Origin of the sequence: Pseudomonas sp. IT-P395, assembly GCF_949767675.1 — a bacterium.
Classification (GTDB): domain Bacteria; phylum Pseudomonadota; class Gammaproteobacteria; order Pseudomonadales; family Pseudomonadaceae; genus Aquipseudomonas.
Genome location: NZ_CATKPW010000059.1, coordinates 145,792 through 167,076, shown reverse-complemented (window position 1 = coordinate 167,076; position 21,285 = coordinate 145,792). Strand labels below are relative to the sequence as shown.

25 protein-coding genes and 1 tRNA gene are annotated in these 21,285 nt (G+C 56.4%); 10 read left to right on the top strand and 16 right to left on the bottom strand.

Annotated elements, in window-relative coordinates; translation table 11 throughout:
- Positions 1–7 precede the first annotated feature (7 nt).
- Positions 8–829, bottom strand: a complete 822-nt coding sequence (locus ACM6IN_RS25985) for a c-type cytochrome (RefSeq protein ID WP_007914067.1) — start codon at positions 827–829, stop codon at positions 8–10.
- 585 nt (positions 830–1,414) lie between these two features.
- Here ACM6IN_RS25985 and ACM6IN_RS25980 point away from each other — a divergent pair.
- The 3 genes from ACM6IN_RS25980 to ACM6IN_RS25970 all read left to right on the top strand — a co-directional run bounded on the left by ACM6IN_RS25980 (position 1,415) and on the right by ACM6IN_RS25970 (position 5,604).
- Positions 1,415–2,620: an acetyl-CoA C-acetyltransferase gene (locus ACM6IN_RS25980; protein WP_414916955.1), complete on the top strand. Its 1,206-nt coding sequence runs from the start codon at positions 1,415–1,417 to the stop codon at positions 2,618–2,620.
- 24 nt (positions 2,621–2,644) lie between these two features.
- Positions 2,645–4,789 carry a 3-hydroxyacyl-CoA dehydrogenase NAD-binding domain-containing protein gene (locus tag ACM6IN_RS25975; RefSeq protein WP_095114353.1) on the top strand — a complete coding sequence of 715 codons (2,145 nt, stop codon included), beginning with the start codon at positions 2,645–2,647 and terminating at the stop codon, positions 4,787–4,789.
- 92 nt (positions 4,790–4,881) lie between these two features.
- Positions 4,882–5,604, top strand: coding sequence for an amidotransferase (locus tag ACM6IN_RS25970; RefSeq protein ID WP_007914071.1), 723 nt, complete (start codon positions 4,882–4,884; stop codon positions 5,602–5,604).
- 108 nt (positions 5,605–5,712) lie between these two features.
- Here ACM6IN_RS25970 and ACM6IN_RS25965 read toward each other — a convergent pair whose 3' ends face one another.
- The 3 genes from ACM6IN_RS25965 to ACM6IN_RS25955 all read right to left on the bottom strand — a co-directional run bounded on the left by ACM6IN_RS25965 (position 5,713) and on the right by ACM6IN_RS25955 (position 8,447).
- Positions 5,713–6,684: a magnesium and cobalt transport protein CorA gene (locus tag ACM6IN_RS25965; RefSeq protein WP_007914072.1), complete on the bottom strand. Its 972-nt coding sequence runs from the start codon at positions 6,682–6,684 to the stop codon at positions 5,713–5,715.
- Positions 6,685–6,818: 134 nt separating this feature from the next.
- Entirely contained in the window at positions 6,819–7,541 is a 723-nt protein-coding gene (locus tag ACM6IN_RS25960; protein ID WP_095114354.1) for a lysophospholipid acyltransferase family protein, read from the bottom strand.
- A gap of 216 nt (positions 7,542–7,757) precedes the next feature.
- A complete protein-coding gene (locus ACM6IN_RS25955) occupies positions 7,758–8,447 on the bottom strand; it encodes a crotonase/enoyl-CoA hydratase family protein (protein WP_414916954.1) in 690 nt (229 codons plus the stop codon).
- A 295-nt stretch (positions 8,448–8,742) separates the two neighbouring features.
- Here ACM6IN_RS25955 and ACM6IN_RS25950 point away from each other — a divergent pair.
- The 3 genes from ACM6IN_RS25950 (at position 8,743) to ACM6IN_RS25940 (ending at position 10,581) form a co-directional block, all read left to right on the top strand.
- Positions 8,743–8,832: transfer RNA gene (locus ACM6IN_RS25950), tRNA-Ser, on the top strand.
- A gap of 202 nt (positions 8,833–9,034) precedes the next feature.
- Positions 9,035–9,253: a hypothetical protein gene (locus ACM6IN_RS25945; protein ID WP_414916953.1), complete on the top strand. Its 219-nt coding sequence runs from the start codon at positions 9,035–9,037 to the stop codon at positions 9,251–9,253.
- 215 nt (positions 9,254–9,468) lie between these two features.
- A complete protein-coding gene (locus ACM6IN_RS25940; protein ID WP_414916952.1) occupies positions 9,469–10,581 on the top strand; it encodes a hypothetical protein in 1,113 nt (370 codons plus the stop codon).
- 159 nt (positions 10,582–10,740) lie between these two features.
- Here ACM6IN_RS25940 and ACM6IN_RS25935 read toward each other — a convergent pair whose 3' ends face one another.
- Positions 10,741–12,132: an RNA-binding domain-containing protein gene (locus ACM6IN_RS25935; RefSeq protein WP_414916951.1), complete on the bottom strand. Its 1,392-nt coding sequence runs from the start codon at positions 12,130–12,132 to the stop codon at positions 10,741–10,743.
- A 465-nt stretch (positions 12,133–12,597) separates the two neighbouring features.
- On the opposite strand from ACM6IN_RS25935, the gene ACM6IN_RS25930 reads away from it, so the two are divergent.
- Positions 12,598–12,837, top strand: a complete 240-nt coding sequence (locus tag ACM6IN_RS25930) for a hypothetical protein (protein ID WP_414916950.1) — start codon at positions 12,598–12,600, stop codon at positions 12,835–12,837.
- Positions 12,834–13,082 (top strand): hypothetical protein, encoded by a 249-nt coding sequence (locus tag ACM6IN_RS25925; RefSeq protein ID WP_108224699.1) that lies wholly within the window; start codon positions 12,834–12,836, stop codon positions 13,080–13,082. Before ACM6IN_RS25930 ends, ACM6IN_RS25925 begins: the two co-directional genes overlap by 4 nt.
- Here the strand turns inward: ACM6IN_RS25925 and ACM6IN_RS25920 are convergent.
- From ACM6IN_RS25920 to ACM6IN_RS25880, 9 genes are all read right to left on the bottom strand, one after another.
- Positions 13,066–14,253 (bottom strand): tyrosine-type recombinase/integrase, encoded by a 1,188-nt coding sequence (locus tag ACM6IN_RS25920; protein WP_414916997.1) that lies wholly within the window; start codon positions 14,251–14,253, stop codon positions 13,066–13,068. The two genes, ACM6IN_RS25925 and ACM6IN_RS25920, sit on opposite strands and share 17 nt — an antisense overlap.
- A 639-nt stretch (positions 14,254–14,892) precedes the next feature.
- On the bottom strand, positions 14,893–15,114 hold the full coding sequence (locus tag ACM6IN_RS25915) for a hypothetical protein (protein ID WP_350483616.1): 222 nt from the start codon (positions 15,112–15,114) through the stop codon (positions 14,893–14,895).
- Positions 15,114–15,377 (bottom strand): hypothetical protein, encoded by a 264-nt coding sequence (locus ACM6IN_RS25910; protein ID WP_414916949.1) that lies wholly within the window; start codon positions 15,375–15,377, stop codon positions 15,114–15,116. Before ACM6IN_RS25910 ends, ACM6IN_RS25915 begins: the two co-directional genes overlap by 1 nt.
- Before the next feature lie 79 nt (positions 15,378–15,456).
- On the bottom strand, positions 15,457–15,753 hold the full coding sequence (locus ACM6IN_RS25905; protein ID WP_414916948.1) for a hypothetical protein: 297 nt from the start codon (positions 15,751–15,753) through the stop codon (positions 15,457–15,459).
- 48 nt (positions 15,754–15,801) lie between these two features.
- Positions 15,802–18,516 (bottom strand): bifunctional DNA primase/helicase, encoded by a 2,715-nt coding sequence (locus ACM6IN_RS25900; protein WP_414916947.1) that lies wholly within the window; start codon positions 18,514–18,516, stop codon positions 15,802–15,804.
- Positions 18,517–18,522: 6 nt separating this feature from the next.
- Positions 18,523–18,756: a hypothetical protein gene (locus ACM6IN_RS25895; protein ID WP_086793340.1), complete on the bottom strand. Its 234-nt coding sequence runs from the start codon at positions 18,754–18,756 to the stop codon at positions 18,523–18,525.
- Between the two features lie 75 nt (positions 18,757–18,831).
- Entirely contained in the window at positions 18,832–19,203 is a 372-nt protein-coding gene (locus tag ACM6IN_RS25890; protein WP_258448566.1) for a hypothetical protein, read from the bottom strand.
- Complete coding sequence (locus tag ACM6IN_RS25885; RefSeq protein WP_038979812.1) at positions 19,200–19,490, bottom strand: ogr/Delta-like zinc finger family protein; 291 nt, start codon at positions 19,488–19,490, stop codon at positions 19,200–19,202. Before ACM6IN_RS25885 ends, ACM6IN_RS25890 begins: the two co-directional genes overlap by 4 nt.
- Before the next feature lie 11 nt (positions 19,491–19,501).
- Positions 19,502–19,693 carry a hypothetical protein gene (locus tag ACM6IN_RS25880; protein WP_414916946.1) on the bottom strand — a complete coding sequence of 64 codons (192 nt, stop codon included), beginning with the start codon at positions 19,691–19,693 and terminating at the stop codon, positions 19,502–19,504.
- A 31-nt stretch (positions 19,694–19,724) separates the two neighbouring features.
- On the opposite strand from ACM6IN_RS25880, the gene ACM6IN_RS25875 reads away from it, so the two are divergent.
- Positions 19,725–19,910 (top strand): hypothetical protein, encoded by a 186-nt coding sequence (locus ACM6IN_RS25875; RefSeq protein WP_414916945.1) that lies wholly within the window; start codon positions 19,725–19,727, stop codon positions 19,908–19,910.
- A 10-nt stretch (positions 19,911–19,920) separates the two neighbouring features.
- Here ACM6IN_RS25875 and ACM6IN_RS25870 read toward each other — a convergent pair whose 3' ends face one another.
- Complete coding sequence (locus ACM6IN_RS25870; protein ID WP_414916944.1) at positions 19,921–20,394, bottom strand: YmfL family putative regulatory protein; 474 nt, start codon at positions 20,392–20,394, stop codon at positions 19,921–19,923.
- Between the two features lie 29 nt (positions 20,395–20,423).
- The gene (locus ACM6IN_RS25865) at positions 20,424–20,684 is read right to left on the bottom strand and encodes a hypothetical protein (protein WP_169843734.1); all 261 of its coding nucleotides are present in this window, start codon (positions 20,682–20,684) and stop codon (positions 20,424–20,426) included.
- Positions 20,685–20,785: 101 nt separating this feature from the next.
- Here ACM6IN_RS25865 and ACM6IN_RS25860 point away from each other — a divergent pair, with 101 nt between their 5' ends.
- Positions 20,786–21,193 (top strand): helix-turn-helix domain-containing protein, encoded by a 408-nt coding sequence (locus ACM6IN_RS25860; RefSeq protein ID WP_414916943.1) that lies wholly within the window; start codon positions 20,786–20,788, stop codon positions 21,191–21,193.
- The last annotated feature ends 92 nt before the right edge of the window (positions 21,194–21,285 follow it).

The window sequence follows — 21,285 nt, the reverse complement described above, 5'->3', positions numbered from 1 at the left end:
AATGTGCTCAGGGCTTAACTTTGCGTCCGGCCATGTGCTGGAGATACCCCACAAGCATTTCCAAATCCCCCTCCGGCAAAACCTCTACCGAAAACCCCGGCATCTTCGCCTGCGGCCACTGCCGCAGACTCTGCGGATCGCGAATGTAACGCTTCAAGAAATCCACGCCGAAATACTCGGTCGGGTTATACGGAATGTTCAGGTCCGGCCCGAATTGCGCGTCCCCCGCGCCGTTTAACCGGTGACACGCCAGACAGTTCTTCTGAAACAGCGCAAACCCCAGATTCACCGGGTCATTCGCCTTCAACGCAGGATCCGGTAGCAGGGCCGGGAAGCGTTCGGCCACGGGTGCCATGCGCTTGATGCTCGCGACCTGGAATGGCCATTGCTCCGGGCTGATATTGCCGGCCTGCGGATCGGTCCAGACCAGATAGAACGGCCCGGCGCTGTGCTTGCCCTCAGACAGCGCTGGCCAGGGCTGAGCCGGATCCTCAATGGCCAGCCAGGCCCGTGCGCCTTTTGAATTGAGCAGCGGCGCTGCAGCCAACTCGGCGGCAAAGCCGTCCAGTGCCACCGCTTGCAGGTGATCTTGCGGTTTGATCCCGGTCAGCAGCGCAGCCACGGGCACGGCGCGATAGGTCATGTCCTTCTTGTAGGACACATCGTTTTTGATGGTGAGGGTTTGTACCTGAGGATGCTTGAGCAATGCCTCTGTCTGCCAGGTGCGGCTGCTTGCGCCCAGTTGCAGATCCAACTGTGCGGCAGACAAGGGCATGCTCAGCAGCATGGCCCCGAACACAATAAGCGCTTTCAAATGGTCGCCGTCCATGTCGTGGGAGTGCGCCAAGGTTGGCACAGCCACGCTGGCCCGGGTAGCGGGCCAGTCACATTTTCAGTGGCGATAAACAGCACCTGCCGCTCGATTCAGCCGATGACCTTGGTCAGATTCGGCAAAATCAACAACAGCGTCGTGGCGAAAAGAATGAGTCCTGCTTGACGAACTTTCGGTTGCTTGAACATGGCTTGACCGCCTTTATTGTTATTTCCTGATGCTTGCCTGCATATCCATGACGGCAAGCGCTGCACTTCCTGTTGAAGAACGTCTGCCTCGGCAAAACCCGACGACCCTGACGTACATGTTCTACATTAGGGGCCACGTCACGCTTGGCTTAGATCCATTTCATATGGAGCGCTTGCCATGTGCGATAAAAAAGGCATGAGGCTTATTGCCAGCTTCTTTGCCGCCCGCTGGCTAGACAACTCGCCGACCTGAACCGGTTCACCTGACAGTTAATGACCGTCCGTCTGAGCGTGTGGGTCAAGCGCATTGAGCACTGTGGTCATTGAATCCATTGCCGCTCGGGCCAAGAGTGGGGACACAAGCAATCACTCCCCGCACAGGTTCGAGGACGTCATGACCCAAGCTTTGATATTCGATGCGTTACGCACGCCCCGTGGCAGAGGCAAGGCCGATGGCGCCTTGCACAGCGTCAAACCGGTGAATCTGGTTGCCGGTCTGCTGACCGCGCTGCAAGAACGCACCTCGCTCGATACCAGTCAGGTCGATGACGTGGTGCTCGGCTGCGTCACGCCGATTGGCGATCAAGGCTCGGACATTGCCAAAACCGCTGTGCAAGTGGCCGATTGGGATGTCAGCGTTGCCGGTGTGCAGATCAACCGCTTTTGCGCCTCGGGCCTGGAAGCGGTCAACCTCGGCGCGATGAAAGTACGCTCGGGTTTCGAAGATCTGGTGGTGGTCGGCGGTGTCGAGTCGATGTCGCGGGTGCAGATGGGCAGCGACGGCGGCGCCTGGGCGCTCGATCCGCAGACTAATCTGCACAGTCATTTCACTCCGCAAGGCGTCGGTGCCGACCTGATCGCTACGCTTGAGGGTTTCAGTCGTCACGACGTCGATGCCTACGCGCTGCACTCGCAGCAGAAAGCCGCACGGGCGCGGGCTGACGGTTCGTTCAACAAGTCGTTGGTGTCGGTGCAGGATCAGAACGGCATCATCCTGCTCGACCACGATGAGTTCATCCGCGCTGAATCGACCCTTGAAGGCTTGGGCAAGCTCAAGCCGAGTTTTGAAATGATCGGCCAGATGGGTTTCGACGCCACGGCGTTGCGGGTCTACAGCCATGTCGAACGAATCAATCATGTACATACACCGGGCAACAGCTCCGGGATCGTCGACGGTGCTGCACTGATGCTGATCGGCTCCGAAGCCAAAGGCCGGGCGCTGGGGTTGCAACCCCGGGCGCGCATTGTCGCCACGGCGGTCACCAGCACTGATCCGACCATCATGCTCACCGGCCCGGCACCGGCGACGCGCAAGGCACTGGCCAAGGCCGGGTTGCGCGTTGAAGACATCGACCTGTTCGAGGTCAACGAGGCGTTTGCCTCGGTGGTGCTGAAGTTCATCAAGGACATGGCCGTCGACCCGGACAAGGTCAACGTCAACGGCGGCTCGATCGCCATGGGGCATCCGCTGGGCGCCACCGGTTGCGCGATCCTCGGAACGCTGCTCGATGAACTGGAAGCGCGGCGCCTGCGCTATGGCCTGGCGACGCTGTGCGTCGGTGGCGGCATGGGCATTGCCACCATCATCGAACGCCTCTGAGCCCCGAATTCAAGGAACCTTGTTATGAGCGAAGCCATCCGTTACGAAAAAGGCCAGGACGCCATCGTCGTGCTGACCATCGACATGCCGGGCCAGAGCGCCAATACCATGAACGCCGTGTACCGTGAGGCCATGGCCGCCTGCGTTGCACGCTTGGTGACTGAAAAAGACCAGATTGCCGGGGTCATCATCACCTCAGCGAAGAAAACCTTCTTTGCCGGCGGTGACCTCAACGAACTGATCAAGGTCGGCAAGCCTGAAGCCAAAGCCTTCTATGACATGGTGCTGACCCTCAAAGCGCAGTTGCGCACCCTGGAAACCCTCGGCAAACCGGTGGTTGCGGCGATCAACGGTGCGGCGCTGGGCGGTGGTTGGGAAATCTGCCTTGCCTGTCATCACCGCGTGGCTTTGGAGGATGCATCGGTGCAACTCGGTCTGCCGGAAGTGACCCTCGGCCTGTTGCCGGGCGGCGGCGGGGTGGTGCGCATGGTGCGCATGCTCGGCATCGAGAAAGCGCTGCCTTATTTGCTTGAAGGCAAGAAGGTGCGGCCGCAACAGGCATTGCAGGCGGGGCTGATCGATGAACTCGCAGCGGATCGCGATGAGTTGCTGGCCAAAGCACGAGCCTGGATCGTGGCCAACCCGACAGCGGTGCAGCGATGGGACGTGAAGGGTTATCAGATTCCGGGCGGCACGCCGTCGAACCCGAAAGTCGCGCAGATGCTGGCAATTGCACCGTCGATTTTGCGCAGCAAGACTCAAGGGACGATGCCGGCGCCGGAAAAGATCCTCTGCGCGGCGGTGGAGGGCGCTCAAGTCGATTTTGATACCGCGCACTTGATCGAAACCCGTTACTTCACCGAACTGACCACCGGGCAGATTTCGAAAAACCTGATCGGCACGTTCTGGTTTCAACTCAATGAGATCAACGCCGGTGGTTCGCGGCCGCAGGGCTTTGCGCCTTACAAGACGCAGAAGCTCGGCGTGCTTGGCGCAGGAATGATGGGCGCGGGTATTGCGTTTGTCAGTGCTTCGGCGGGTATTGAAGTGGTGCTCAAGGACGTCAATCTGGCTGCTGCCGAAAAAGGCAAAGCACACTCTGCCGCGTTGCTGGACAAGAAAGTCTCTCGCGGACAGATGGATGCTTCAAAGCGTGATGAGGTGTTGGCGCGGATCAAGCCGTCCGAAAATGATGCCGACCTCGCGGGTTGCGATCTGATCATCGAAGCGGTGTTCGAAGACCGCGACCTCAAGGCCAGGGTCTCTGCTGCAGCCCAGCGAGTTGTTGGCGCCGAAGCGGTCATCGCCTCCAACACGTCGACGTTGCCGATCACCGGTCTGGCGGCTGCCGTACCGGATCAAAGCAAATTCATCGGCCTGCACTTCTTCAGTCCGGTGGAAAAAATGCCGCTGGTGGAAATCATCAAGGGCGCGCAGACCAGCGATGAAACCCTCGCGCGCGGTTTCGATTTCGTTGTGCAAATCAAGAAAACCCCGATCGTCGTCAACGACAGTCGCGGCTTCTTCACTTCGCGGGTGTTCGGCACCTTCACCAACGAAGGTATTGCCATGGTCGGCGAGGGCGTGAGTGCGCCGATGATCGAGACCGAAGCGCGCAAAGCCGGGATGCCGGTCGGACCTCTGGCGATCTCTGACGAAGTTTCCCTCAGCCTGATGAGCCATATCCGTCAGCAAACAGCCAAGGACCTACAGGCAGAAGGGAAACCGCTGATTGAGCACCCGGCCTTTGCCGTGATTGACTTGCTGCTCAACGAATACAAGCGTCCGGGCAAAGCGGCGGGTGGCGGTTTTTACGATTACCCAAGCGGTGCACAGAAACATTTGTGGCCCGAACTGAAGACGCGATTCGAGAAAACCGACGGGCAGATTTCGCCCAAGGATGTGCGTGATCGGCTGCTATTTGTACAAGCCATTGAAACCGTGCGCTGTGTGGAAGAGGGCGTGCTGACCTCGACAGCGGATGCCAACGTCGGCTCGATTTTCGGTATCGGGTTTGCGCCGTGGACCGGCGGTGCGTTGCAGTTCATCAACCAATACGGGGTGAAAGATTTCGTCGCTCGCGCGCAGTATCTGGCTGAGCAATATGGCGAGCGTTTTGCGCCGCCCGCGCTGCTGCTGGATAAAGCAGCGAAAGGTGAAATGTTCTAACGGCAACGAGCATTCCAGGGCTTGCCTTGCCAAGGTGTTTCAGGGCAGGCTCTGGGGTGTTCATTATTCCCATCACGTGTCAGGTATTTTTTATGTCGCTACGCATCTGCATTCTGGAAACCGACATCCTGCGTCCGGAACTGGTCGATCAATATCAGGGTTACGGGCAGATGTTTCAGCGCCTGTTCTCGCAGCAACCGATTGCCGCCGAGTTCACCGTCTACAACGTGATGCAGGGCCAATACCCGAGCGACGACCAGACGTTCGACGCGTATCTGGTCACCGGCAGCAAGGCCGATTCGTTCGGCACTGATCCGTGGATTCAGACCCTCAAGCAATACCTGCTGACGCGTTACGAGCGCGGCGACAAACTGCTCGGCGTGTGCTTCGGCCATCAACTGCTGGCGCTGCTGCTCGGCGGCAAGAGTGAGCGCGCCACGCAAGGTTGGGGTGTCGGCACCCATAACTACAAACTCGCGGCCAAGGCGCCGTGGATGAGCCCGGTGCGTGAGGAACTGACACTGCTGATCAGTCACCAGGATCAGGTCACAGCGCTGCCGGAAAACGCCACGGTGATTGCTTCCAGCGATTTTTGCCCGTTTGCGGCTTACCACATCAACGATCAGGTGTTGTGCTTCCAGGGCCACCCGGAATTCATCCACGATTACTCGCGTGCGCTGCTGGATCTGCGTCAGGAAGCGTTGGGTTCGCAGATCTACAGCAAAGGCGTAGCCAGTCTGGAGCAGGAACACCATGGCGCTACGGTTGCGGAATGGATGATGCGGTTTGTCGCGCACAAGCCAGAAACTGTCTAAGGCCAAAAGCTTCGCGAGCAGGCTCGCTCCCACATCAGATTTTCGGTGCGCCACCGATCAATGCGGGAGCGAGCCTGCTCGCGAATGTTCCAGACAACTCGGTCCGCTCTACAACCACCCGGACTTCTTGAAGCTCGCCCACAAACTCACGCATCCCACCGTAATAAACCCCAGCACACCGAAGTAGCCATAGTGCCAACTCAGTTCCGGCATGTTCTGGAAGTTCATCCCGTAAATCCCCGCCACTGCCGTCGGAAACGCCAGAATCGCCGCCCAGGCAGCAAACTTGCGCTGCACCACGCTTTGCCTTGAAGCCTCGAGCAACACACCGATCTCGATGGTCTGGCTAGCGATATCGGCCAGTGTGCTCAGGTCTTCCATCTGCCGGGTTACGTGGATCTGCACATCGCGGAAGTACGGGCGCATGTTCTTGTCGATAAACGGGAAGCTCAGCTTCTGCAGTTCCTCGCCAATTTCGACCATCGGCGCCGCGTACCGGCGCAGGCGCACGACATCGCGGCGCAAGCCATGCAGCTTCTGGATGTCACGCTCGTTCAACGCGCTACACAACACGTTGCGTTCCAGTTCATCGATTTCGGCATGAATGGCTTCGCCCACCGGTTGGTAGTTCTCGATGACGAAATCGAGCAGCGCATACAGTACGAAATCTTCCCCGTGTTCCAGCAAGAGCGGGCGTGCCTCACAACGTTGGCGGACATGGGCGTAGGACGCCGAGTGACCGTTACGTGCCGTGATGATGTAGCCCTTGCCGGCAAAGATGTGCGTTTCGATGAACTGCAGAACGCCGTGTTCGCGGATGGGCGAGTAGGTGACGATAAACAAAGCGTCGCCAAAGGTTTCCAGCTTCGGCCGACTGTGTTTTTCCAGGGCGTCTTCAATGGCCAGTTCGTGCAGGTTGAACTGACGTTGCAGATTGGACAGCTCCTGAGCGTCCGGCTCTTCCAGACCGATCCAGACAAAGTGACCGGTTTTCGCGGCCCAGGCGGCGCCTTCGTCGAGGGTAATATTGGTGACTTTCTTGCCTGCGCTGTATACCGCAGCAGCAACAACTCGACCCATGGTGGTGATTCACTTCTTCTTGGCAGGTGGCAGGGAATACAAGGCTTCAGCTTAGCCGTGTCGCTGCTTGAGAGTCAGTGAAATCTGTACAGTTCACCGGGCAAAAGAAAACCCGCACAGGGCGGGTTGTCTTCTTAGGCGGCTTGCAGTTGCCGGTCCATCGATTCAATGCACTCGCGCATCTGCTCGCGGCACTGATGGATGAGCATGGGCATGTCATCCATGGTCAATCCGACTGTAGGAATCGCCGGCAGCGAGCGTATGAGGATTTTCCCGCTGCGCCAGCGATTCAGGCGCATGTGCTTGATGTAGCTGCTGACGCAAACCGGAACGATCGGCACACCGGCGGCAATCGCCATCTGGAACGCGCCTTTTTTGAAGGGCAGCAATTCTTCGCCGAGATTGCGCGTGCCTTCCGGGAACACCCAGATCGAGGTGTCTTCGTTCTGCAAGGTATTGGTAGTGGTGAGCATCGACTGGCGCGCCTTGTGCGCATTGCCACGGTCGATCAACACATTGCCGGCCAACCAGAACAATTGCCCGAACAACGGAACCCACTTGAGGCTCTTCTTGCCAATGCACACGGTACGACGCGGCACTACGTTGCCGAACACGAACAAGTCATAGTTGGACTGATGGTTGGCGATGATCACGCAGCTGTCAGGTTTGTTCATCAATCCACTGACATCGGACTTCACCCGTAAACGCAAAATACACATTGCCGGCAGCGCGTAGAGGCGGGCGCACAGTCGGCTGTTGTCCGGATTGAACGGGCGGCAGATCCCGAGAATCACTCCGAGCACGCCGGCCAGAATAAAGTGCAGGCCCATCAATAACATACGAAACACGAACAGCATTTTCAGGCCCCACCGGGACAAAAGGTGGCGCAGTGTACGGATGTGCACTGTTTTCGGCAATTGCCACTATAGAGTCCGGAGATAGCCGATGTTTAAGCGCATGTTTCCGAATGGAGGGTCAGACCTGTCCTAGAGCGGCCGCAGACTTTTAAACCAGGCGCGCAAGAAAAAGCCCGACACGACGGTCGGGCTTTTCTTGAAGAGATAAACGGGTGGTTAACCCAGGTGTTCCTGATCCTGGATGATCGCGTTATCCAGGGTTTCCAGCAGCGCCTTGCGTACTTTCAACTTGGTATTCTTGTGCGCGAGCATGTTGATCTTCTTCAACTGACGCGCAGCGGCGAGGGCGGCAGCTTGCAGCTCCTCGGCGGCAACCACCTTGTCGAGGAAACCGGCATCTACAGCGCTTTGCGGATCGAACATCTCGCCGTTGATCACCGAGCGGTGGAACGCCGAGCGACGCAGACGATCACGCGCCAGTTCGATACCGGCGTGGTGCATGGTCATACCGATCTGCACTTCGTTCAGACCGATGCTGAACGGTCCGTCGACACCGATACGGTAATCGGCAGACAACAGAATGAAAGCGCCCTTTGCCACGGCATGACCTGGGCAAGCGACGATCACCGGAAACGGGTGGGAGAGCAGGCGACGCGCCAACGTCGACCCCGCAGTTACCAGTGCCACCGCCTCTTTAGGGCCGGCAGTCATCACTTTCAGGTCATAGCCGCCGGACAGAATCCCCGGCTGACCGGTAATGATCACGATGGCACGATCAGTTACCGCCTGATCCAGCACCGCGTTGAATGCCGCAATCACGTCCGGAGAAATGGCATTGACCTTGCCGTTGCTCAAAGTCAGGGTCGCGATACCGTCTTCGAGGTGGTAGGAAATCAACTCACTCATGACGCTATTCCTTGTAAGAAAGATGGGCAGACGTTACCCACCGCCGCAGGCCAGGTAAAGCGCCGTGACTGACCCGCCAGTCACCGTTTCCCGGCCCGTCCAGCGTGGCGAGGCGTTCTGCTTCTATATAGAAGGGCCGCGCCCACCGAAGATTGGCCGGTTTGCCATGGGCTGCCAGCGGGCAAAACGACTTTTTCTCTTAACCGCATGAAAATTCTGAAAAAAAGTTTGCCATCGCAAAAGCTTTCGACTACATTAGCGCGCCTCGACAGACAGAACATGTTTGAAGAGATACGGTGAAGTGTCCGAGTGGCTTAAGGAGCACGCCTGGAAAGTGTGTATACAGGAAACTGTATCGAGAGTTCGAATCTCTCCTTCACCGCCACATTCAGTAAACGCAAACCCCTGATTTTCCTAGAGAAATTCGGGGGTTTGTGGTTTTTGGTGTCTGAAAAAAGGCCATATGGGACTGAGATGGGACTGGTGCGCTATTTTGGTGCGAAAGTAGAGCCGCCGAATGGTGGCTGATCGTCGCCAGCGATACGATGAGCTAGCCTTTTGCGAACCGAACTCCAAGGACGACTTTCATGCCATCTGATTCTGATTCCAACGTTGCCGCGGCAGATGCTCTGACATTGCTTCTACATAACCAGCATGCCCTGGCGGCGGCGATCGAGGAGGTCACCAAATGGCTTTCAGAAAATGGTGTAGGGGACGTTGCCGATAACGCGCTCGTGGCCATCGAAACCCTCGACACAAATGCCAAAGCGATCACTGAAGCAATTACCCGACTACGGCAGTCTTAGGGGCTTGCGCCATTACGCACCATGAAGGGTTGGCACAACATGGAAGGCATATCCGGTTCGACCGTTTTATTGATCTGGAAACATCCATCGAGTAACTTCTCGCCCTTCACGAAAGGCAGAAAACGGCCAAAAGCAGTCGCCCGGGATTGCCGTCTTTCGACCGATAGCAGTCCTCGCCGGAATCGGCTTCGATGTCTAGTACAAGGACACACTAAATGAGCTTGCTGACCACTTTTGGGCCTCTCGAAGATATTCCCCTAGACAACATCGAGAAGCTAAAGGAAATACTCATCCGGTCTGACAAGAGCAGAATGCTTGAAGGATTGGTCATTGAGGCTGTGTTCAATGAGTACCTCGGCAAGCTGGTTGCTCAAGGAATCGATATTTTACCGGTTTCTCTCGTAAGGACTCTGACGGTAAAGGAAAATCAACAACAGAAATACGTAAACTCTTGGTGGGTGTGGGACCACTCCGAGACCGGTCAAGCAGCAGCGGATCTGCGCCATCGTCTTGCCCCTTCGTCCGGTCGGATTGAGTTCCTGTTTGATTGCTACTACGACGAGATGAGACGTGATTTCTTCATTAAGAAATGGGGAGAGCAAACCAACATCCCTATTCAGTCTTTCATGATGAAAAAGCGAAAGCAGTCGTCTCCCCAGTTCAGTACTCCAGCGGATTCGGTGATTGACGAGAATCGATCTCAGCAGGCCTTCTGGGCCGGTCTTTCCAGCCACTATAGCGATGATCTCTTTAAGCAGGTCGTCCTTCATCGGCTGTTTAAAAACTGTGCGATACAACCTTTTTTCGAAGGTGTCTGGGATATTGACAGCTTGGCGCGATGGCCAGACAACTCTCTCATGCAGTTAGAGGTGAAGCACAAGTACCCACGTATTGAGAAAACCTCCGAGAAACTCTTTTTTGGCATTAACATTGGTCAGTTGCAAGTAATGCAGGATTTGGCACGTCGAGGAATCAAGACGCTGCACATGATAATGGTGAAGCCTATCTGGGACAAAAATCTTGGGACGGGCTATCTCCTAAACAGCATTGGAAACCGGAAGAACGTATTGCTGTTGGCAAAGTTATTAGATGAAGGTACGTTGCGCGAGATTCGATCCAGGCCGTCATGGAAGACGGGAGAAGAGCAGTCCTTCACCGGCAAGAATGAACAGAAGGTCCGCTACGTTGGCGCGTCTGAGTTTCAACTCCTTGGCACGCTTGATGATCCAGTTGACGCTGTGGCAAGAAACATCGCCCTTGCCGCCACAGGCGCCCTCAACCAGCCTGTCACTGATGAGCTTTTGCGTGATAACCAGATTCAGCGGTAAAAATAGCGGAGACAGATCACGATACTGATGCTGGTGAGGGAATCCTAGGAGGAATCTGATGGCAGCAAGTGACTGCTTCTGGCCGTTTGCTGCCAGTTACGACAGGCAGCAATAGGCGAGAAGCGGACTTCACTCAAGAATAGGCCCGATGGAATGGAGCTAGCCGGCGTGTCGGACCCAACGGACTTTAGTTCCTGTCGATCCATCTAATCGCTGTATAAGGTTTTTTTCCCGCATTCCAGAAAATACTGACGTCGCTTGCTCTGAGGATAGAATGCCTCCGAGATCACGCAGTTGAGCATTATTTATGGAGCCGTGATTATCAATGAAACCCAAGACCAACTCCTCAACAGGTTTGTTCGCCTTGTAATATAGGGTAACTACAACATAGTTGCCAGACTCTTGAACTACTGGATTTACCAATCCCCATCCGTTCATTTTCTGAAAAGCAGTATTCATCCCCTCGCCCAAATCTTTGTTCGGCATACTGCCATACTTTGAAAGTAGGCGAACGATTTTGGGATTCCTAGAAGATCGATTATCAAGGATGTTCTCAACGGTCACCAATCCAGGTAACCGGCCGGGACTTTTAAATTCAACTCTATTGTTGAAGACGCTTACTAGTACGTTGTCAGATATGGAATAATCTCGATGAATAACCGAGTTCACCAAAATCTCCCAAATTGTCTCGTCGGGGAACGATATTGGCTGATACCCATCTATTGTCCAAGCAAAGCACTTCTGCAGGAAACTCTTGATGATTTCGAAAGATTGCAGTATTTGCTGGTGCAATGAGGCTTCAATACTAACGTTGTCTGAAGTCAAAGCATCTCGATCAATTTCATCCTCTTTAGTGTCATACCTAACAATTCTGATGGCGCATTGATGTGGCATCATCGATGAAGGGTTATCACCAAATAGGAGCACTGATGAGGCTTTGGGAACCCAAGACTCGTCATGAACTAGATGTTCTTGAAGTAGAAAATCCAATGGGTCTTTATTTGTTATCGGCAACTGATATAAGTAGTCTCCTAGTGCAGCGCTTTTTTCAATATCGTCTACTCTGGCAGTTATAACGTCCATATCTTCAGCCGAGACAGTGCCTTTAGCATGCGCCAGCTCCATTAGCTTAATGCTGCCTTTAACAGGAAGCGATTGCGCGCCTTTCCTTACGTAGACCGTTTTGTCCGCTGTTTCATGAACCTTAAGTCCTTTATTTACGCTAATTTTAAGAACGTATGCTCTAGACATGGATTTTCGTTTCAAGAACGTAAATCTAAAATCTACAGAAGGATTCAGAGATACTATTGACTCAATGTGTTGATTATAAGCTTCACGTGAGTCAGCTCCAACCCAGCGTTTAAGCGGGTCTGGGTCAACTTTCTCGTCAGCGATACCGATAAGAACATCACCACCATCTGAGTTAGCAAAGGCCACTACAATTTTCTGAATGCTTGCGGGTTTTACCTCGAAGGCTTTCCTGTCGAAAAAGTCACCCTCATCTTCCGTGCAATAAGAAAATGCCTCTACATCGTCGATTTCCCGCAGCATATAAACTCCATGTTTTTTTGATTTGGTTCTTTTAAGAAACTCAAACGTGAGTGACCTAAATGATATCAAAAAGACTTCTTTCTCGGAAAATCTTGATTACCACCAAAAGATTCAGGAGGTAGGATGGGTTGAAGCCTGTTCATTCATCCAGTATTTATTTGAGGTTTGATGCACAGATTGAAATGCTCATGACGAGGATGCTGGGTGCACCGAATGTTCATTTTTGTCAGATTCAGCCTTAAGGTAAGTGCCCGCTGTTGGCCGACACCGGTCGCTTGCCGATGTCCGCTTCTGGCCGATAGCGGCCTTTGAAGACTGATACGTGGAATTCCAGCCTATGTTCAATCGGCCCCCACACCTGGCTCAGGTGTGGGGGCCTTTTTTTGTGGCCGTGGAAGCCGGTCCCCCCAGGGCTGGTCTACCATTCCCTCGATATCTGGTTGATCCCTGGACGTGGGAGTACGCATGACTGATGCATTGGCGGCACTGAAACTGCCGAACGCAGTGGAGGTGCAAACCCTGAAACTGCTGCACCAAATCGAACTGGCGCACACGGCTGACGACCTGTTTCGCGCCAGTGATCGTGCCGAAGGGTTTGTGCTGGGCCTGGAGACGGTCAAGGTGCTGAAAGCGGCCAGTATCGAAGGTTTGTATAAGACCTTCGAGGCAGCGGCCACGGCGCGGCGTCAGGAACACGAGCAGTGATCGGCGAAGGTATTCACGAAGAGGTGTTGCGCGCCCTGGTCGAACAACACGCGGTGCGCGAATGCCTGGTGGCCAGGATCAACGGCGGCCCCGACTGGGGCCTGTCGATTCGCCTGGGTGGCAGCGGCGCACGCTGGGTGCCGGTGCGCTCGCGACGTGAGTCACTGCGCACCTGGGCCAGCTTGACCGCCGTGGGACGTTTTGCCGACAGCGTGGGCCTCAGCGGATTCAATGTAGAGCTGTAACCGGTGACAGCTTCAAGGCCATTTGCAACATCCCCACCACGTCGGGTCCGTCTTCATTGATCCACGTCCCATAGTGCTGACGGATCATGTTGCCGTTGGTATGGCCCATCTGTTCGGCGATCCAGTCGATCGACGCCACCCCCGTGGTCAGCAACTGGCTGGCGTAGGTGTGCCGGCACTGCCCGGGGCCGCGATAGCGAACGCCGGCGGCGAGCAAATGCGCCTTGAAGAAGCGATCGCGCACCACGAAGTCGTTGGCGTGCGGCAGGCCACTTTTGGTATTCAGGAACACAAAGTGCAGTTTGTGTTTCCGCACCGTCTTGTTATCCCGCTCGACCACCTCTATGGTTTCCGCCTTGCGGTGGCGCGTCAACGCATCGATCTGGCGCAGGGCGTCCCACGCCGGGGCCAGCAGGCGCACGCGACGTGTCGATCGGCGGGTTTTCGTCACGCGGTACGCGCCGCGCACCTTGGACCGGCGAAAGGTCACGGTGCCTTGCTCCAGGTCCACGTCCTCCCATGCCAGCGCAATGGTTTCCGATACCCGTGGCCCCGCCCAAATCATGAATTGAATCATCAGCAGCTCCTGCGTCCGATTGGTGGGTGTCTCAAGAATCTGCTTTATCTCCGCCCTGGTGAACGGGTCCGGCGCTTCCGGATCGGGTAATCGCACAAACAAACCCTCTGTCGGATCATGAGCCACCTTTTTGCGAGTGCGGTACAGCCGAAAGACTTGGCGCACGTTACTGATGACGTCCCGGATAGTCTTGTTCTTCAGGCGCTTCGACAGCGTGTCCTGCACCCACTCCTGCAAATCCAGATGATCGATCTGGTCGATCTGCACCTTGCCCCAGCGCGGTCGCACATGTACCTCGGCCTTATTGGCATATCCCCGATAAGACGTCGCAGCAACGCTGTTGCTTTTGATCTTCAGCCACAGGTCGAGGTAGTGACCGAAGGTGTTCTCGACCAAGGTGGCCGAATCAGGAAAGTGCCGGCTGTAATTGAAAGTGCCAGCCTTGATCTCGTATTCAATGATGTTGACCAAGTGCGCGGCCCGCTCCCGGTTGGCTGCGGTATTCCCGCCGGGTAAAAGCTCCCGGTACCGCTTGCCGTTGTAACGAAAATAGACCCGCACCGAATTGCCACGGGCCTCTACGCCATGTGCCATACACGTCCCTACACGATGAACTGAACCACTGATCAGCAGAGCAAAAGCAGAAAGGCCCAACATCGGGCCTTTCTGTGTTGCCGTAGGTTGGAGTGTTGCTGATCAGTCCTGACGAAGTAACCAGAACAATCCGGCGCTTTTTCTAGGTGGAGAAGGGATGCCGGACCGGGCTTCCTCAGCTCTGCGGAGTGTCGCAATTACTTGCCGTGCTTTGCTGCATTTGCGGTGGTTGCCGTGGGCGCGGGATTTGCCACATTGATCACAGACGCCGGTGAGGTCCAGATTCCAGGGAAACGATTTTCTTCTCTTCATCGTGTCCCCCCGATCACAGCCGAAACGATTGAAGCGTTAGGTGAGGCTGACTTTCGGATTCAGTCTGGGAGCTGCCGGCGTCCGGCGTTTCGCAAACAAACCGATGCCGAGGTCGATTGGCCAGGGTCAGGGCGCTTTCCAGAGAATGTGCGGTTCTCTCGCATAGCTCGTAGGCGTCCCCGCTAACCCATTGCTGGACAGGAATTACCTGGCAGTCGAGGCGGGATGCGTCGGTGCACAGGTATAAAAACAACAAAGCCGTTGCCTGCATGGTGCTTCTCCTTTGGGCGACCGAGAATTGCAGTTCCCAATCGCCCGTCATTCAAATCAGCGCGCGTAGCGCCGTGGCTTGTTCTTCTTCGCTTCTGCCCGTACCGCCATCAGCTCAGCCCACTCGGCAGACTTGCGCTGCTGTCGGATCCGACTACAGGCCTGATGCTTGCGGGTGGATCGGGCTTTGCCGCAGATGTCGCAGCAACTGGGGAGGTCAAGCCGATGGCTCGCCATGGGCGGGCGTGTGCGTGCCACAGAATTGGCTAAGGGTTGCATCAGGCGTCCCCCAGCAAAGCGCGGGTGAGGGCGTTGCGCTCGCTCTGGCGAGTCAGCTTGTTCAACGGCTGCACACTGGTGCGACCATTGCGAAGCTTGACGATCGCCGTTGCGCTGTCGAATTCAGCAATCTTCCCTTCGCGAACGCTGAAACTGACGCTGTGCCCGGTGCTGCGGGCAGCGACGAAAGTCACGTCGTCGCCGACTTTGAAGGCGTTCGTGGTAGCCTCTATGCCGCTGCCACTTGGGTTTTGTGCTTGCATGGTGCTTCTCCTTTGGGGTGGTCGGTGTCGAGGGGTTGCAGCCCCTCGGCACCAATTCTTTTCGGCATGAACTCGTTGTTCAGCCGGCGCGGCGAGCCAGGTGAATCGCCAAATCCTCCAGCTGCTCGCTCCCAGCGGCCTCCCTCTGCCACTGCAAAACCTCATCGATCTGTTTGCTCGAGCAGTCATCGACAAGCAGCGTCCGCTCACCGCGCTCTAGCCTGACTTCCATGATTCCGAGCAGGCCGTGATGTGAATACGCATCCGCATGAATGATCCCTGCCTGTTTGCCTTCAGCCAGTTGCTGGGCCTCGATCGATCTCAGCTTCGTCGTCTTGCCCGTGCCGGCGTCGCCGGTTATGACGTGTACTTGCATGGTGCCTCTCCTTTGGAATGTGCCCAGCGTTGCAGCGCTGGTTGCGGTTTACGCGCTCTGAAAAATCCAGCAGCGCACGGTGGTGGGTTTGTTGAACATCGCGTTGCCGGCGGCTTGTGAGGCGCGCACGGCGCTGTAAACGGCCTTGTTGGATTCCAGCCATTTGTGGCTGCGGCTGTTGATCAGCAGCCCGCGCAAGGTTTTGAGGTCGGCGAGGTTCTGCCGATGCTCGCTGGCCTTCTCGGCGAACTCGTTGAGGTTGATCGCGATAAGTTTCGGGTCGGTGCTGTGGTTGACCTGCGGGCCTTCGCCCAGGCTTTCGAGGTATTCGTAGACTTCCCAAAATTCGGCAACCAGCGGGTGGTCAGCACTGATCGCGGCTTGCCGCTCCAGCGCCATGACCATCAGTGCCTGGTGCGTCGTGGCGACGTGGTTGTCATCGAGCGGGCAGACCAGGCGCAGGCAATCGACCAAGGCCATCAACTGGCTGTGGTTCTTGATGATCCGTTCCACTCGGATTTCTTTGAGCCGGCGCAGTTGCTGTTCATGAACGAGCACGCGTTCGGCGAACTTGGCCATCACCTGGGCTTCGGCACGAACGGCCAGCAACAGGAAGTGACTCAGTTGCTCGACCGGGATCAGGTTCAGGTTGTCAGCGGCTGCGCGGCTCTCGGTGGTGACTTCCGGACGCGCAAAGTGGGATTTGATAATCCGGGTCAGGATCGCTTCGGACGCGCTGACATCGGCGTTCTGGCTGATCGCAATCGCGCCCCGGAATGGTGGTTCGTACGTCTCGTTGCCGCTGGTCTTCATGCCTTTGGTGCCGAGCGTGCCGCCGCCATAGAAGTCTTTCAGCTCGTCCCAGTCGAAGCCCTTGGCGTGTGCCTTGTCCGGTTCGTTGCGATCGCCTTCGATCAGCACGACCGGCATGTTGGAGACTTGGCCCATGGCGCGCTGCCGGCCGGCACGCGTAGATTTCGACGGGTCAAAACCTTCATGCTCGCGGCCGAGTAGTTTCCACAGGAAAGTCAGCAGTGTGGTCTTGCCGGCGCCGGCTTCACCGGTGACCTCAAGGAACGGAAAGGACTTGTACTGCGCGCGGATCTGCTCGGCGAACAGCGAGCCAAACCAAAACGCGAGGGCGACGATGCCCTTGGCGCCAAAGCACAGCCACAGCATCGGCAACCAGTCGGTGCGGTACTGCTTGCTGTCGCGCTGAATGTGCATGGCGATCGACTTCTGCAGTGTCTTCAGCCGCAGCTTGCCGAACTCGAAAAAGTCCTCCTTGTTCACCACGCTGACAATGCCGCCGCGTACCGCGAGGTCGCCAAAGACGTAGCAGCCGTGCAATTTGCTGTAGCCGATAAAGTCGATGGTCTCGACGGTCTTCAGGCCGAACAGCTGATCCTTCATGATCTTGTCGAGTTGCTGCCCGCTGCCGGTGAACACGGCGCCGGCGGCCATGCTGAGCAAGCGTTTCTTGAATTCGCTGGCGGCCGCGACCTGGCCACCGGTGAAGGTGTTCTTCACGCTGCCACTGTCGTGCGGGAAATCGACGCGGAAGTAGTACCAGGATTCGTCGGTGACTTCGTTGCGCTGGAAATACAGCGCTTGCGGGTAGCAGTTGGCGATTTCCACCACGCCGCCGCATTGGCGCAGGGCCTTGTCGCGCCGCTGTTTATCGTTCAGCAGCTGGTCTTCGTGCCGCTCGGAAGACTCCAGCGCCTGCATGGCTTTGTTGAATTTCTCCAGATCCATCTTGAACCAGTAGAGCCGGCTGTCAAAGCCGAAGTGAAACTCGTGGCGCTCGCGCCATTCGTACATCAGCACGCCTTTCTCTGACGCGCTTTCGGCGATCAGCAAGGCACCGTGGTAGCGAGCGGTGGCCAGATCCTTCTCGATCTGCTCGGCACGTTCGCTCTCGCCGTCGATGAAAGCCCAGCGCTGATGCAGATCGTTCCAATCGACCTTGCGGCTGTCCGACTGCGGGATCTGCGCTGCTTCGCACTCGTAGCCCAGGGCGCGAGCCTGACGCACCCAACGCTTGGTGTATTTGTGCGCGCCGGGTTCGTTGTCCAGTGCCCAAATAAGCTTGGGCAATTTACCGCCGCGCAGGCGTGCCAGCTCTTTCAGAGACTCTTCAGGGAAGAAGGCCGACGACATCGCCGACACCGCCGCAATGCCGTTATGCACCAGAGCGATGGCGTCGAAGATGCCCTCGACAATCCACAGCTCTTTGACGTCCAGCAGCTCGACACATGGCGGGCACCACCAATACCCACGTGGGCTATCGCCAGGCTTGAAGCGCGCTTTCATCTTGCCGAACCGGTGCGGCCGGTCGATCAGGCGTTCCCAGTAGCCACCTTTCTCCAACGCAAAACGCACCGTCGCGCTGCCGGCATTCAGCTCGCCGGAGAAATACGTTTCTTGCGTAAACCAGCCTTGAATCAGATCGAGGCGAAAGCCACGGGCAAACTCCAGATAGGCACGGGCGGTGGCGCTGGGGTGTTGCTCGCTCGCCGGAGCGCGCTTGCTCCAGTCTTCGAACAGGTCTTCGTAGATTTCTTTAACGTGCCAGGTCTGGCCACACTTGCCCCGGCCGCAACGGATCATCCATGGGTCATCGTGGAAGGCGTACAACTCCTTTTTCTTGCATGCCGGGCATTCGCCCTGGCGCATGTATTTGCCGGCTTTGTGTTTGAGTCCGTAGTCGGATTCAAGGCGTTGCAGAATGTCGGCGCGCAAATCGTGTTTCATGTTCATCGGGGCTTACTTCACTTCGCCGAGACTGTGTTTAAGGGCGCCAATCAGGCGTTTTTGCGCGGCCATCACCGGGAAGGCCGACAGCAGCGAGCCGTGCCGTAAACCCTCGGGGATCATGCGAAAGCGATCGTCATACCAGTACTCGTTGAACTGCATCGAGTACTGGGCGCGCAGTGCCTGGAGCAGGGCTTCGGCCTGTGCACGGGGCAGTTTCGCGGTGATGGCGATGTCGATTTCCATGATCCACCTCGGATTTCAGGCAAAGCTCACCCAAACCCACGGGAAGCGGGGCAGGGCGGGGTGTTTAAAAAGGGGTTACTGAGGGTGGTGCTTGTGCGCGGAACCGCGCTGGGCGAGCAGGCTTTGGGGCAGCAGCCTCGCCGGTACCGGGTAGCGCAGATCGGCACGGGTGTCGATCAAGTGCACGACCGTGCAACCGGGGCTGTTGCCCCAGTCCACGCCGATCCACTTACGCTGATTGATCACCTGCAGTTCGGTCCAGGCGTTGTGCACCAGTCGCTCCGCCATGAAGACAGGCACCTCCAGCGACGTGGCCAAGTGGCGAACGCAGTTTTCATAGAGCAGGTCCGAGTCCACCAGGTACTGCGCTTCGTGCCGTTGCAGGTAAGCGAACGCGGCACGTTGCATGCTGCTGCGGTAGTCGTGGGTCAACTGATCGTGATTCATTGCGCACACTCCATTTCCATTTGGTCGAGCAGGTCGGGTTGATCGTTGGCGGTCTTCATCGCGGCGCGGCGCAGGGCAATGTCGGCGATGGGCAAACGCACCGATGGGTTGGCCATGCCGCTAGGACTCATTTCGTGAGTCATTTCGAACTCGGCACGCACTGACCAGCCGCAGGCCTCGTTGGTGCATTGCAGATAGGCCACCCGCAGGAAAATGTGTGTGCCTTCGCTGGTGCGGATACGCATGCGACCGAGGCAGTGCGGGCAGACGAGTTTGTAGGTACTCATGGCCGATTCCTTCAGAGCGTTTCTGCCGCTTCGAGCGCGATATTCAACGGTGTGATCGCGTCGCCGATGGCGATCCTGATGTCACTGCCTGAGAGCGAATCGTTGGTGGTCGCGACGATTTCTTTTAAGGTGTTCAGCCGCTGCTGGGCACTGGCCAGCAGGTTAATCAAATGTGTTCTGTTTACTTCGGAGATGTAGGTCATGGCGACTCACTCAAAAAAGGATGTTGAAAGCTTGTTGCAGCGCTTGCAGGAGCGGAATGACGCACTGGTCGCAATCATGCAGGGCCGCGAAGTTCCTAAGCTGACTGCTTCGGGTGAGGTGCCTGGGCTGATCGTAAGCGCCGAAGACATTCGGTTTGCCGTCGACGACGTTGCAACAGCGTTGAAAGAGATCAAGGCACGGCTCGGCAAAGGCTGAGTACGTTGGCTCATGCTGAAACCCCGCGACCATGTAGCTGGATGGTCGCCAGCACTTCGGCGTAGCGGGCGGACATGTAGTGCACCAGAGCGTTGATGATTGCTTGGGCTTCGCAGGACTCAATGACACCGTCGTCGAGTGCTTTGGCAATGATCTGATCAACCATTCCGCGCTTGGCGGCGGCTTTGACTGACCGGTTGTACAGCTCGACGTTGTCCAGATCCGCCGACGCTGTCAGCGGGACGAACATGCCGCCGTATTTGGCTGCGATGTAATCCGGCAGGAAGGTCGTTCCTGCTACCTGTTCGAGACGATGAATGTGATCATCACTCAGCGGGCGACTACCGGCGTTTTCATAAGCTTGGTTGTCGAACTTTTTGAGTGGCATGCCGAGGTCTGCGGCAGCGTAAATTCGGCCACCTTCGTATGCGCCGATCACTGCGCTTACGACATCCTTTCGGCTTGCTAGAACTGGGCGTTTCATCTTCTGGTTTCTCCTTGGCTTCGCCGGCCCTACAGTTGATCAACAGCCTCAGATTCATTTGGCTTTGCATTGGGATCGACAAGGATTCCGGGCAGCACTTCTTTCCCTATCAATCGGGAAATGTCTCTCAGGATGCTGAACGACAGGCGTCCACGTGGCAGCGAGTCATGGCCGGCCCACCGTTGAACCACTTGAGTAACCGTGCGCGGTTCGTAGCCGTGGCTGATTGCGAACTGGCGGAAGTTGCTTCCGTTCTCAATCAGCCGCGCCTGGATCTGGCGCTTTTCCATGGCTTGGCTCATGGTTGATGTGTTCCTACTTGGTTAAGATGTACCTGTTTGTTCGCAGTATACGCACCCAAACGAGTGCGTCAACCGGATCATATGAAAAAATGAGTATAGCCACGCGCCTGCGCAGTGTTCTCGACCACAAAGGCTTGTCGATAAAGGAAGCCTCTGACCTTGTAGGAATTCCCTACAGGACGCTACAGAACTATCTTCTTGATGAGCGGGAACCCAATGCGAAAGCTATGGGTGCTATTCGTACCCATTTGGGTATAAGTGTGGATTGGTTGCTCACAGGCGAGGGATCTATGTTTCACGGTGTGTCGGTCGAGGGGGTAGGTCCTGAGTCGGCAAACATGCAAGAGAAGGCCATGCTTGAGCTGTTTCGCTCCCTGGGCGATGCGGGCAAGCGGGAGATACAAAGCGCTGCTGAGGAAAAGAAACGCTTAATGGATGTCGAGCAGCGCCTCAAGGATTTGACTGAAGCCCTTGCCGATTCTAAAAGGCCAGCATAGTCTGTACCCATTAGGCACGGATTAAATAAAACAGTTTGAGTTGTATCGTTGATTTTTGCATTTGTGGTGCGAACAAAAGGATGCAAGAAAAA